Genomic DNA, 13957 nt, shown 5'->3' on the forward strand with positions numbered 1-13957 from the left:
AAGAATATATTATAAACAGAAACTAGTAAATGGATAAGAATACGATTATAGGGTTTGCCCTTATCGCTGCTGTCCTTATAGGATTTTCAGTGTTGAGCAAGCCATCGGCAGAGGAGCTTGCAAAAGAAAGAGAACAAATTCGTCGTGATTCAATAGAATACGCACAAACAACGCGCGATGCCGAGCAACGGAATGCGTCGTCATCTAACAGTGTTAAAGCAAAAGATAAGGGTGCTGATGATTTTTTTGCAGTTACAGCTCCTGTTCAAAATGATTCAGTAGCGGTTGCTGCCAATGTTGATTCATTGAATACTGTAGTTGATACTACCTTAGTAGAACAAATTATAACTTTAGAGAATGAGAAGGTGAAAGTAAGCTTCTCAACTAAAGGTGGGCAGATGGTTAAAGCTCAATTAAAAGGCTATAATCGTTTTGACAATGATTCACTATACCTATTTAATCAGGATTCGAATCTGGACTTATTACTTACTAACAAGAACGGTAAGGTATTGAGAACGGGTGACCTTATATTTACACCTGTTCCTGCAAAAGATAAGGAATCGTTGATAATGCGCTATGCTTATGCTAACGATCAGTATATTGATTTCATATACATGCTTTCCGAAGATGATTATATGATGAAATATGATATAAATGTAGTCGGGCTACAACCGATGTTAGCCAGAGAAAAAGCTGACTTATTCGAACTACGCTGGTCTCAGAAAATGCGTCGACAAGAAAAAAGCTTGAAGAACGAGCAGCGTTATTCGCATGTTTACTACAAATATATGGCTAGCGATGTTGAGGAACTTAGTGCCGACAAGAATGAGTCTAAAGAGGTTAAAGAGCCAACAAAATGGATTGCATTTAAAAATCAATTTTTCGCCTCAATACTTATTGCCGACGACCGAATTGAAGTTGCACAACTTGATTCGAAGGTATTGACATCAGAAGACTACTTGAAAGCCTGCGAAGCTATATTATATGTTCCTGCAACCGTAGATATTAATGCAGGTACAATGCATGCGGGATTTTCTTACTATTTAGGGCCAATGTCGTACTCTCATCTTAAGGAATACGATGCCAATATAAAAGATGTTAATCAACAGTTAGACTTGGATAAATTGGTTCCACTGGGATGGGCGTTGTTCCGTTGGGTGAATCAATATTTTGTTATTCCATTGTTTAATATGTTGAAGTCAACAGGTTTATCGATAGGTATTGTGATCCTGTTGCTAACATTGATCGTTAAATTGATTATATCACCTCTGACATACAAATCGTTTATGTCTTCTGCTAAAATGCGAGTTTTACGACCGCAGGTAGAGGAATTGAATGCTAAATATCCTAAGCCGGAACAGGCAACTGAAAAACAACAAGCTGTAATGGCTTTATATAGTAGGGCAGGGGCAAACCCGATGAGTGGATGTATCCCTATGTTGCTGCAAATGCCTATTTTGATTGCCTTATTCCAGTTCTTCCCGAATGCGATTGAGTTGCGTCATCAAAGTTTCCTTTGGGCACCCGATCTTTCGACTTATGATGCAATTATAGAATGGTCGAATCCTATTTGGATTATAGGTAACCATATCAGTTTGTTTTGTATATTGATGACTATAACTAACATTGTGTATACGAAGTTCAATATGGAGGCAACGAACACCGGACAGCAGCAAATGCCGGGCATGAAGTGGATGATGTATTTGATGCCGATAGTATTCTTCTTTGTACTTAACGATTATCCTTCAGGATTGACATACTATTACTTCATATCATTGTTGATTACTATATTGTTGACTCTAGCTTTCCGTTTCGCTATAAATGAAGATAAGGTATTAGCTAAGTTGGAAGCAAATAAAGCTAAGCCTAAAAAGAAATCGGGTTTTATGGCTCGTCTTGAAGAGGCACAACGTCTGCAACAGCAACAAGCGAAGGGAAATGCTAAAAAAGGAGCTGCTAATAAGAAAAAGAAATAATATTCTATACCAATAAAAATATTGAAATGTATTTTTCTATATTGTTAAATAAGTTTTCAGACTTTATAAGAAAAATATTATATTTTCTTGATGATATAACTACTAGCTTTACTAGGGATAAAAAGAGAACAATTCTCTTTTTATCCCTAGTGGCTTTTATATTCGGAGGTGGTGCATTGATACTCAATATCAAAACACCAATGGTGCTGGATGACTTTGCTTATTCATCGGCCGTGAGGTATAATACAGGTTTTTTACAAACAGTTCTGGATATAGTCGATTTTCAATATGATCACTATTTCGGGTGGGGTGGAAGAACTATTGCTCATGTAATAGCTCAACTGTTGTTATGGGTCAATCCTTTAACAGCCGATGTTCTAAATTCGCTGGCCTACGTATTATATGCATTTCTTATTTACTATCATATTATAGGCCGTGGTAAACATAGTATTGGATTATTGGTTCTAGTGAACAGTCTTGTTTGGATAGTTCAGCCTAATATAGGGGAAACACTCCTTTGGCTGACAGGAAGTGCTAATTATTTATGGTGTACAGTTATAATTCTCCTCTTTTTGCTTTTCTATCGTTTGTACAATAACAATGGTGCTAGATATACTTTCCCTAAATGTATCGGTATATTTATTCTAGGTATTATTACTGGTTGGACGAATGAGAATACAGTAACAGGTTTAATTATAATAGTTATTTTGTTTATTCTATATTACAAAGCAAATAGGTGGAAAATACCTTTGTGGAGTATAATCGGACTTATAGGATTGGTTATAGGGTATATAATATTGATTAAAGCTCCCGGTAATATAGTCCGTTCCACTACCATTGGAGACGAATTTCCAGTACCTTTGTCGAGGGTTATGCTCAACTTTATAGCATATACGAAAGAAACGGTAAAAACATTAGGTTCTCTGAATTTATTGGGATTAATATGTCTTATCTTATTATTAAGTAATTCTCAAGACAAAGTGCTTAATAAGAAGATTGTATTTTTATATTTGACATATTTAATTGGGGCACTTGTTAGTGTTTATGTGATGATTTTTTCTCCGCAGTTTCCACCACGTGCTTGGTTTGGTTTAGTGACATTCAATATTATATCTTTAGGGATTATTTTTAATAGCTTAAATAGCCAGATAGTTGTATTGAGACGGATTAAACAATCTGTAGTTCTATTTTCTGTATTATTGTTTACAGCACTTTATATTGAAGGCTTTTTCGATGTGAATAGAATCAATAATATCTGGAATGAGAGAAAAGAAATTATCGAAAAGAATAGTGCATCTCAGACACCCTGTATATTTGAAAATCTGGAAAGCCGATCAAAATTCGGTACAAGCGATACCGAATTCTTGGCACCTGCCATATCGGCATATTATGAAACTCCTATAGATATAGTATATTGAACACTGATAAAGATATAATAAAGAGACTATCCGATAATACAAAAATCGAAATAGCCTCTTTACCTTTTTAACTAATCACAAACGCTATATTTTATTCCCAGCCCCGAGTTGTTTGTTTTAGTAAAGGATTAGAACTCAAAGCACGAGAAGGTATTGGAAATATTTCATAATCTTTGTCTGTTTTATCTATACCCTTGTCCCACCAAGCATCACTAAAACGTTCCCAACGAACTAGGTCAGTACGTCTATGGCGTTCGCCAAGGAATTCGCGTCCTAACTCGTCAATAAATTCCTGATCTGTTAGTTTCGATAAATTGGTAACATAGCTGTATTTCGACCATTCGCTGTCGGGATAGTTACGCTTGCGGACAGCGTCCAGGAGTTTTGCTGCTCCTGCTTTATCACCTGTCCTATATTTACATTCGGCTAATGAATAATATATTTCAGCTAACCTGATTTCAGCAATAGAGTTATTCATATATTTACCTGCGGTAAGAGATAGTGGCCCGAATTTAGCTAAGCGTACCCCTGAGTTTTCTTCGCCGGTAGTAACATGCGAACCTTCGCTCCATCTTCCATCTGGTTTTTCCGAAAAACGCCCTACTTGATCCACGAATACCAGTTGTTGCCCGGTCCATTCTTCGGCACCTGTTACGGGTTTCGATTTGTCGTATCCAAATCCATTTGTATGATCGAATTCGTATTGAGGTCCGATTAAGAAGAAACCTTTAGTATTTCCGTCCTTGTCAATAATCTCATAATTCTGTTTACGATAGTCCCCATCTGCAAATTTTTCGTATGGTTTTCCCAATGTATAATCATATACATTACCGTCAAGATCTCTGGATGGAGCAAGATGCACCCCATTCCATGTCCCTCTGGATTGTGTATCCATTATATACTGGGTCTTATAGTGGTGAAAAGCATCATATAACCAGCCTGCATCATATATGTTATTAGCATGCGGCCATTCGAAAATATTTTCGGGTGATCTTCTTCCATTATAGAACGATTGAAATGGGCCTCGGTAATCTGTATCAATTGTATAGGCTCCATATTTGCCATCAATAATTTCCTGAGCCATTGTAGCACAATCACTGTAACGATCAATCCCTATCCATACCTTGGCATTCAGATACATTCTTACCAATAACGATGCTGCACTGGCTTGGCCAAATCGGCCGATAGCCGGTTCCTTACTTAGAGTAGGTAAAATTTCTTTGATTTCGTTTTCCATATATGTAAAGACCTCTTGAGGAGATGATTGTCCCTTGATGGTTAGGTTATCTTCGCTGATAGGCACATGTCTGAAAAAATCGATTAGGAATGTATAGTACCAAACCCGTAAAGCTCTCAGTTCCGCAGAATATGCTGCAATTTCCTGATCGGTTACCCCAATTGCATTAAAATCGAATGTTTTGAAGTCATTCAAAGTGTTATTGATATAGCCTATACCTTGGTATGGACCTGTCCAGCTTCCATATATCTGACCTTGAAGATTATCCCATGTATGGCTATGTAGGCGCACCCATTGTCCATCATCCCATCCATGTTTACCTTTTTGTGTCCAAACGAATTGATCGGCTGTAAGCTCTTGCAGATACCAGCGATCACCATCCCATCCACACCAATGGCCATGTTCGTAAGGACGCATAACGGCAGCATTAACGGAGTTCTTGTCCGTATAATATTTGTCTGTAGGAATTACGCTAAATGCTTCTTCAGTCAAATCTGTACATGACGGCATTAGTACAACCGACACTAAAAACAGATATAATATTTTTATTTTTTTCATACTATTATTAGTTTAAGGCGATTAATAACTTATCTGAACACCAAAAGAGAAGTTTCGGGCAATCGGATATACATCCAGCGAGCTTATTCCCGGCCATAGACCGGCAGTAGGAACAGTGGTAGGATCGAGTCCGCTATATTTAGTAATTGTAAATACATTTCTTACTGTACCATAAAGTCTCAGATTAGATATAAATTTAGATTTAATTTTAGGTGTCCATCCGAGAGAGATATTATCTAGTTTGAAATAACTTCCATCTTCGAGAAAATAATCACATATTACTTTTCCTCCTTTTATGTGTGCGTTATCATTATAGGCAGATTGTAATAGATTCACTTCCGGTTCGGCAACTAAACCGTAATACATCTGATAAGTATTCAGTATTTGAAAACCGAATTTACCGCGGAAAAAGAAATTAAGATCAAACTCTTTGTATGCAAGTGAATGAGACCATGCCAGTTCATAATCGGGCGATCCATTACCAAGATACGCTTTATCCGAATCTTTGGCTTGTTCTGCTAATACGGTGTTACCACTTTTCTTGCCCCCTTCATATATTAGAATCTTGCCGTCGGCATCTACACCTGCATATCTATATCCATAGAATGAACCTATTTCTTTTCCATCAGCAAGACGTTGGGGTGCACCCGGATTTCCCGGTGAAGGTAGTCCTTCACTATCAACATATCCTTTGGTAAATGTTCCACTGGAGAAGGATTTGATTTTAGAATTGATGTATGAAGCTGTAAGAGCGGTCGAATATGAGAAATCTTTTGTTTTAACAGCATTCCAGTTCAATTGTAATTCTATTCCCTTGTCGCGTGTGGTTCCCACATTTGTTACCAGAGTTGAATATATATAAGGTGGTACAGGGGATGTATAGTCTCCGATGACATCTTGGCCATCTCTGATAAAAACATCGATGCTACCACTCAATTTTGAATTGAATAGTGTGTAATCCAGACCTAAGTTATAGGATATTTGTTTCTCCCATTTCAGATTGGCATTCGGATTATTACCGGGGCCATATACTTGTATCCATTTACCATCGACGTAAGAATATGATGCCGGAGAATATTTCGATAAAGCTATATATTTATCAAATCCCGAACGACCGGTCTGTCCATAGGAAAAGCGAACTTTCAAGTCGTCGACAAATGTAGTATTCTCAAAGACAGGCAATCTCGAAAAGCGCCATGCAGCAGATGCGGCCGGGAAATATCCCCATTTATTATCAGTGCCGAATTTGGAATTACCTTCGTATCGGAGAGATGCGGTAACAAGAAACTGATTATCGAAGTTGTAATTAACACGACCTAGAAAAGCAGTTGTTTTTTCTTTGTCTTTTTCAGATTCCATACCCAGTCGTCCTGCAATTTTGTTCCATGCTCCTGCTTGCAGTTGATTGTATGTAAAAGCATCGCTAGGGAAGTCGGCATTTTCGGCCATGAGTTTTTCACGATTAAATTCTTGATAAGAATATCCTCCCATAATTTTGAAATCATGTTGGTTAACTTTGAAAGCATAGTTCGCTATCCACTCTAAAGTCCAGTCTACCCAACTTTCATGTTCGAAACGCGCACGTCCTCCACGGTTATTATCAATAGATTCTTTATGATTCTTGGTGTAATATTCACGTTGCTTTTTGTTTATTCCCTGACGTCCTAGCTGTAACTCCGTATTCAGATTTTTAGCAAGGTTCAGTTTTATATTGAAGTCTATAGTTGCGTATTCCCAACTGGCGCCCCTCTCTCTTTCTGTAAGCCATTTTATCGGATTATACTCGTCGTAGCGGCCTGTAAAATAGTTCATTTCATTTTTGTCTACTGTTGGGTTGAGTTTGACTGCCTGCTTAAATACGGCATAGTCCGTCCAGTCTTCCTCGGCAATACGATACGATACGTTTCCTCCTACTTCAAGCAAACCTTCCAGCGTTGTTTGTTTAAAGCTCGCTCTTAGCCCGTATTCCTCACGGTTTGTAGCTATATCCAACCCTTCTTTTGTCCGGTAATTGGCCGATATGCGAAATATAGAACTTTCGCTACCTCCTGCTAGTGATATATTGTGATTTTGTCCGAAATTATTTTTATTAAGTAGTTCATTATACCAGTCGGTTCTGGCACCCCAGTCCTTTGCTCTGCCTTTTGCAACAAATTCTTCTGCCGATAGTATTTCGGGACGTTTGGCTACAGCATCATGTTCTATAAAACTATCATATGTAATCGATACTTTTCCGGCTTTACCTTGTTTTGTTTGCACCATGATAACCCCATTAGCAGCTCTTGAACCATAGATAGCTGCCGCTGATCCATCCTTAAGAACGGTGATTGATTCTATATCCTGTTGAGCCAAATTTCGCAGGTCTCCTCCCGGCATCCCATCAATAACAATGAGTGGACTATTACCTGCTTTCATCGATGAAGCACCACGAATTTGAATGTCTGCATTTTTATTGGGATCGGCTGCCGCAGGATTAGAGATAGATAGACCTGCAACTTTTCCATCTATCATCTGCATAGGGCTATTTACCGCTCCCTGTAAAAAGTCCTTGCTGCTAACACTTGTAACAGCAGTCGTCAGATCTTTTTTCACAGTACTACCATAACCTACAACTATTACTTCGTCGAGAATTCTACTGTCTTCTTTTAATATTATATCGAACGTCGATTTACCGTTTACCGGCATTTCTTGCGCAATGTAACCTACGAACGATATTTGTATAGTTCCTCGGTTATTAACACTTAGACTGAAATTCCCTTCTACATCAGTCATCGTTCCGTTAGTTGTTCCTTTCTCTGTAACATTAGCCCCAATAAGAGGTACTCCTGTTTCATCTTTAATAATACCTGAAATATTTATTTTTTGGTTTTGCGCATATAGGTTAACTGATCCCGCTAGTAGAAATAATATGAGACATACTTTTCCCAAGCAGTTTTTGCGCATATGAAATAAGTGTTTTTTCATTTCCATATTTTATTGTGTTTTTCGATTGAGATTAAATTAGATTTAATTAAAACAATGAGATTGGATTAGAATCTGTCGATTTCAAACCTGCACTATCGTAATACGAATAGTAGCAGCTTCTTTTTTACATGATAGAAATAGATTTAGGTTGTGGTTCGATTAACATATAGAATGATGATCCATACGATTGGGAGGAATTTTAAGGCAACAGGAAAAACCCAAATAACATATGATGCTATTTGAGGTATATATTGTCTTACCAATAAAACTTTTGTGAAAAATTGCTTCGTGAAGCGAAATTCTTATATTATACGTGCGTGTGTTTGTGTGCTCTCTCTCTCTCTCTCTCTCTCTCTCTCTCTCTCTCTCTCTCTCTCTCTCTAATAAAACATAGCTAATCTCCAAATTTTCAGATGGAAAAAAGAGGTTTGATACTAGATTATTTGTGAGGTTAACTGTCATTCTGTTTATTAAAATTAAATCAATATGATAAGAAAAAGTGTTTGAATGATTCCAAAGGTAACAACATTTTCTTTATAATTGCAAAATATATGTTAAATTTAATATTCTGTTATTTTATTTTAATAAGACGATTTGTTTTATTCTCTATTTGTGGATGGGTGCGGGTATGGGTCTGAATTTATAGATAAGTATTTAGTTCTGATATGATATTTTTTATATAATTGCGATTCATTTCTTCTGGTTTTAATATATCATTGTTCCATGTGATAAGATCAATATCTATTATGACCTTACCCTTTTTTTTATCATCGGGTGTTCTACCCATCTTAATTTCTAATGATTTTAATAAAGATGAAACTTCGTCCTTTGTTTTGTCGGTAGATACAACAGCCAGCTGATTAATAAAATCAGTTTTATAGTTTGTTCCATAAGGTGCAGTTATGCACGTTTTAGAATAAATAATTTTACTAAATATTTCTTTTAGTAAAAGCTGGCAGGAGACTATATTAATCTCTTTATTTTCGTTAGACCCGATAGAAATAAGTGCTTTATTCATAACGGATGCAAATATACACCCCATTTTTGAAATAGGACTAATCTTGGTTTAATTCTTAGTGCTCTTATACTAATTTGTTTTCTGTTTTATTTCAGAGGAATAACCATATTCCAAGTTCGATCGAATTGCCACTGTTGAGAACCTTCACCGGTGGCAGCGAATAAATGAGTTGGTTTCCCATTCTCAATTAATAAAAACGGGCGTTCAAAATTTGCCTGAAGGGTAGTCTGTCCATTATCCCATCTTACTGTTCGCGAGTATGCTTTCACAGGAGATGACAGTTTCCAGTTTATCCCGTTTGCTGATGTGGCATGTACGCCACCACCTTCTTCTCCACAGATGTGACCGAAGCGGTCTTTCATTATCAGTTCGTAGCCTTTTCCATTATACCATACAAAAGGGTCTTCCACATCATTGTCGTTATTTGCAGCAGTGTCGAATCTAAATATCGGATTATCGGAAAGTCGTTTGTATTCGCCATACGGTTCCGATGCTTCTGCAACCCCTAGTAATAAAGGTGGTGCGGAATTTATAGGTGATGATTTATACATTAAAAGAATCTTTCCTGTTTTTGGATTCACCACGGGTGATGGATTTGTTGTTATGGTCGCATCCCATTTACCGGGGCGTGGTTCTATGACAGGACTATTATATCTATTCCATGGGCCATAGAGCGATTTAGACCATGCCACACCTATGCGCTTATTCATCCATGCTCGTTCAAACCAGCTGTCTTCCCATGCTACACCTGCTTCTGGTACAGGAAAGTCGTATGTAGTACCAAAGTAATAAATATAATATAATCCTTTATAGAATATCACTCTCGGATTATGCGTTACCAATCCATCGAAATATCCGGCACCTCTTACAGGTAAGGCTACATCGGCAAATGTATACGGACCTTCGGGGGTATCTGATACTGCATGAGCCACTTGCGAATTGGTAACCCATGCTTGAAACCCTAAATCTTTAGCCCATCGGTCGGCAAACATGTGGTATTTACCATCTTCTCCTTTGATGACTGATGAACCCCATACCCAATAATCGGACATTGAAAATCCGCCACCTACCGGAGCCGGAAGCAATTTGTCTATAAATGCTTCGTGCGGAATTCTGTTGTTTGCAGCTAATGATAGTACAGAGGGTGTTATAATGCCGCACATGGCAGCTTTCAGGAAATTACGACGAGATATAGGCATAATTATGATTTATAATATTAATGATTGGTTCCTTCAAAGAGATCACGGTTGTCCCGTGAATCAACTGATTTCTTTTTGAAGTTATTAAAAGTATAGCTGAGAGTGAGCATAATTACGGGATATTGAGGACGTATATGCGTAACGGATTCCAGATTGGCTGTTCTGATATCGCTCTTATACCGGGCTGTATTGAATACATCCCTGAAAGAAAGGGTTGACAATAATTTACGTTGAAATAGCTGTTGACGGATAGCAAAATTCATAAACCAAAAAGAGTCAGAGCGCCCTTGAGTGGTAACCGAAGGACCTACAAAGTTTCCATCGAATTGGATACGTGTGTTTTTATGCACATCGATCAAATTATTGATTGTAATATCGTAGTTCGTACTGGTTTCATTTTTGCCATCCAGTTTAAATTTATTTTCAACTTTATAGTAGTATATATTTCCATTGATATTGATATTCCATTTGTTTGTGGCTTTAAGTTGTCCGTTTAATTCGATCCCCATAGAGCGATCGTTGCCAACATTGGCCATCGAGTCTAAAGTTACACCGGCTGAGTAGGGCACACGCAGACGTTCTATTTTGTCTTTTCGGTATCGATAAAACAAGCTCGATGATATGATATGTTCATTAATGTTCTTCTTATAATTGAGCTCGTACGAATGGATATATTCGGGGCGGATATCAGGATTACCGATTTCAGCCGTATAATAGTCTCGGTATGTAATGTATGGCTCCATGTAAAATAGCTGAGGCCGCGTGGTGCGATACGAATATGAAAAAATCAGCTTATGATTATTAGGTAAGTTATACCCTAAATGTACAGAAGGGAATACTTCGAAGCGATTGACTGTTCGGTTCGAACCTTCTATCGAACTACGTAATACCTGATGGGTATGTTCGCCTCTTAAGCCAAGTTGAAGATCGAATGCTTTATAGCTGTCTGAACCCATCGCGTATATGGAATGAATGCCGCGTTGGAAATAGAACGTATTATAGATATCGTCTCTCCAATAAAATTTTTTTTTCTCAGGATCCCAGAATTGCATGCTATAATCTCCATCCTCCAGATAGGAGAAGTATTGATAGCCTCCCTCGAATTTTCCGGTTTTGCTATAAGGTAGAATATAATCGGTATTTGCCTGTACAGTCCATCTGTGTTCGTCTTCCCATGCCCTATGTCCTTGCAACCTTTCGTTGTTCTTATCAAATAAGTCGCTTTGGAAATATTCCAATGCATCACCTTCGTATCTTAGAAGAAAGCTCCCCGATAGCTTATGACCGTCTTCATTGAATCTATGATCAAATCCGACATTACCTTGATAATATGTTGCGTGTAGATCGTAATAATCTCTACTGTTGGCGTCACCTGTTTCAAATATATTACCATTCTCTGATCGTACCTCTGTATAATCAAGATTCCCTTTGCGGGTTTTTTTGTTATATCCTATTTCCAGATCAAGATTTAGAGCTGTTTTTGGTAGTGAGTAGATCCAGCCGTTTCTGATAAAAGTATTGTATGTTATACTTTTACGAGGCCCTTTAGAATGAGATATGGTTGTGATGCCATCTACAATCGTTGTTTTATCCTGATCGAAGTGGCTTTTGCGAATAGGCTCATTCCAGCTTCCCGATAGAGACCATTGGAGATTTTTATTTTGTTTGGCGAGCATGAAATCCAGACCATTGGATAAAGCTGTACTTCCAAATACATTTACCATGCCATTAAATCCCTGCTGATAATTTTTTTTCGTAATAAGATTGATAATACCGACATCGCCACCGGTATCATGTCGAGCCGAAGGATTTGTAATTATTTCTATATTTTCTATCATCCCTGCCGGTATCTGTTGTAGTGCTTGTGTGCCTGATAACATACTGATTTTTCCGTTAACAAATACGTCAAATCCGCTACTACCCCGAAACGTTACTTCGCCTTCTGCATCTATTCTTATCGATGGCGTGTTTTCGAGTATATCGACAGCAGAGCCACCAGCTCCCATCAGGTTAGCCGATGCATCAATAATTCTTTTATCCAGTTTGTATATAACTTGTCTTTTATCGGCTTCTACTACAACTTCCGACAATTCATTCTCCAGAGGTATTAGCTCTATGGAACCAAGGTCTAATATTGTAATTGCAGGTGTTAATGTGACAGGTGTTTTAGTATATATATCATAACCAACTACTCTGACCATCAACGTATATTCGCCATCTTCTATTTCAGACAATATGAATTGTCCATTTTCTTCTGAGTATGCGTGTGCAATAGCTGTTGTTTTTCCTTTCTTCGAGAGTACAACATCTGCAAATTCGATAGGGGTATTTTTCCCTGATTCTATTAATCGTCCTTTAATTCTGGGGCCGGATGATGCTAGAATAGATAAACTGACAAATAGCATGGATAGTAAAGATCCAATACGTGCTTTTTTCATAAATGGTAATAGGTCGTAGTTAACATTTCAATTCCTAAACGAAGAATTCTACGAAAGGAATATCCCATAAAGGTAATTATATTTTATAAAACAGAGCATCAAGACAAAGGATATAAATAAAATTGATATGTATCGAATGACAATGCTTATATTGGAATTATGATATTTATTCTATCATATTCACACAAATTGTTAAAATATTTATTCTGAAATAGATATAAATATACAACAGAGGTTATCTCTATTTTTAAATAAGAGTTATCTTTGTTTTATACTTTTTAATCAGGTAATCGATATGAAATTTATAGTAATCATTCCGGCAAGATATGCTTCTACTCGTTTTCCGGGAAAGCCTTTGGCTGACATGGCGGGAAAGCCTATGATACAACGTGTCTACGAACAGGTGAAGAAAGCAACAGATGAGGTTTGGGTCGCTACAGACGATATTCGCATATTTGATGCAGTAGAGGCATTTGGCGGAAAAGCGGTAATGACATCTACAGAGCATCGTAGTGGTACCGATCGTATATATGAAGCTTATGCCAAGGTAGGAGAGGGTTTCGATGTGGTTATCAATGTACAGGGTGATGAGCCTTTTATACAACCACAGCAAATAGAAAGCCTTAAAGCCTGTTTCGATAGTAAAGATGTCGAATTGGCTACATTAGTTAAGCCTTTCAAAAAAGAAGATGGGTTTGATGCTTTATTTAATCCTAATTCGCCAAAAGTAACAATCAATAGCAATAATGAGGCAATTTATTTCAGCCGTTCCATTATTCCTTATATAAGAGATGTACATCATACCGAATGGTTGGATAAGCATACGTTTTATAAACATATCGGGATGTATGCCTATCGTTCGGATGTGTTGAAAGAAATTACACAATTGCCACCTTCTTCCCTCGAAAAAGCAGAATCGTTGGAGCAACTGCGCTGGATAGAAGCTGGTTATCGTATACGTGTTGGGTATACTTATGAAGAAACAATTGGAATAGATACTCCTGATGATTTATTCAACGCTTTGAAATTCATGTTGTTGTAACTTTGTGAGTTGTTTCATTTAATCTTAATATCAATTTTATCTATGACTGATGCGGATTTATTCTAAGTTAATTTCGTAAATTTGCAGATTAAACTATATTAATAATA

At 37.3% G+C, this 13957-nt stretch carries 8 protein-coding genes; 3 read left to right on the forward strand and 5 right to left on the reverse strand.

All coding sequences use genetic code 11. The annotated features are described in order from the left end of the window. The first annotated feature begins 29 nt into the window (after positions 1-29). A complete protein-coding gene (gene yidC / locus G7Y56_RS06700; RefSeq protein WP_165042113.1) occupies positions 30-1976 on the forward strand; it encodes a membrane protein insertase YidC in 1947 nt (648 codons plus the stop codon). A 26-nt stretch (positions 1977-2002) separates the two neighbouring features. Next, on the forward strand, positions 2003-3394 hold the full coding sequence (locus G7Y56_RS06705) for a DUF6056 family protein (RefSeq protein ID WP_255498662.1): 1392 nt from the start codon (positions 2003-2005) through the stop codon (positions 3392-3394). 91 nt (positions 3395-3485) lie between these two features. Here the strand turns inward: G7Y56_RS06705 and G7Y56_RS06710 are convergent, their stop codons facing one another. The 5 genes from G7Y56_RS06710 to G7Y56_RS06730 form a co-directional block, all read right to left on the reverse strand. Beyond that, positions 3486-5189 carry a RagB/SusD family nutrient uptake outer membrane protein gene (locus G7Y56_RS06710; protein ID WP_165042115.1) on the reverse strand — a complete coding sequence of 568 codons (1704 nt, stop codon included), beginning with the start codon at positions 5187-5189 and terminating at the stop codon, positions 3486-3488. A gap of 21 nt (positions 5190-5210) precedes the next feature. Beyond that, positions 5211-8159 (reverse strand): SusC/RagA family TonB-linked outer membrane protein, encoded by a 2949-nt coding sequence (locus G7Y56_RS06715; RefSeq protein WP_165042117.1) that lies wholly within the window; start codon positions 8157-8159, stop codon positions 5211-5213. Between the two features lie 634 nt (positions 8160-8793). Then, on the reverse strand, positions 8794-9171 hold the full coding sequence (locus G7Y56_RS06720; RefSeq protein WP_165042118.1) for a 2-amino-4-hydroxy-6-hydroxymethyldihydropteridine diphosphokinase: 378 nt from the start codon (positions 9169-9171) through the stop codon (positions 8794-8796). Positions 9172-9257: 86 nt separating this feature from the next. Continuing rightward, complete coding sequence (locus tag G7Y56_RS06725) at positions 9258-10370, reverse strand: glycoside hydrolase family protein (protein WP_221412143.1); 1113 nt, start codon at positions 10368-10370, stop codon at positions 9258-9260. Between the two features lie 17 nt (positions 10371-10387). Continuing rightward, positions 10388-12808 carry a TonB-dependent receptor domain-containing protein gene (locus tag G7Y56_RS06730; RefSeq protein ID WP_165042120.1) on the reverse strand — a complete coding sequence of 807 codons (2421 nt, stop codon included), beginning with the start codon at positions 12806-12808 and terminating at the stop codon, positions 10388-10390. 295 nt (positions 12809-13103) lie between these two features. Here G7Y56_RS06730 and kdsB point away from each other — a divergent pair, with 295 nt between their 5' ends. Further along, positions 13104-13850, forward strand: a complete 747-nt coding sequence (gene kdsB / locus G7Y56_RS06735) for a 3-deoxy-manno-octulosonate cytidylyltransferase (RefSeq protein WP_165026364.1) — start codon at positions 13104-13106, stop codon at positions 13848-13850. The last annotated feature ends 107 nt before the right edge of the window (positions 13851-13957 follow it).

It is taken from the genome of Dysgonomonas sp. ZJ709 (genome assembly GCF_011039195.1).
Lineage (GTDB): Bacteria > Bacteroidota > Bacteroidia > Bacteroidales > Dysgonomonadaceae > Dysgonomonas.

What these genes read in the sequence shown, in the direction of transcription:
- yidC (WP_165042113.1), top strand. Translation starts at nt 30, where the DNA reads ATGGATAAGAATACGATTATAGGGTTTGCCCTTATCGCTGCTGTCCTT.
- G7Y56_RS06705 (WP_255498662.1), top strand. Translation starts at nt 2,003, where the DNA reads ATGTATTTTTCTATATTGTTAAATAAGTTTTCAGACTTTATAAGAAAA.
- G7Y56_RS06710 (WP_165042115.1), bottom strand. Translation starts at nt 5,189, where the DNA reads ATGAAAAAAATAAAAATATTATATCTGTTTTTAGTGTCGGTTGTACTA.
- G7Y56_RS06715 (WP_165042117.1), bottom strand. Translation starts at nt 8,159, where the DNA reads ATGGAAATGAAAAAACACTTATTTCATATGCGCAAAAACTGCTTGGGA.
- G7Y56_RS06720 (WP_165042118.1), bottom strand. Translation starts at nt 9,171, where the DNA reads ATGAATAAAGCACTTATTTCTATCGGGTCTAACGAAAATAAAGAGATT.
- G7Y56_RS06725 (WP_221412143.1), bottom strand. Translation starts at nt 10,370, where the DNA reads ATGCCTATATCTCGTCGTAATTTCCTGAAAGCTGCCATGTGCGGCATT.
- G7Y56_RS06730 (WP_165042120.1), bottom strand. Translation starts at nt 12,808, where the DNA reads ATGAAAAAAGCACGTATTGGATCTTTACTATCCATGCTATTTGTCAGT.
- kdsB (WP_165026364.1), top strand. Translation starts at nt 13,104, where the DNA reads ATGAAATTTATAGTAATCATTCCGGCAAGATATGCTTCTACTCGTTTT.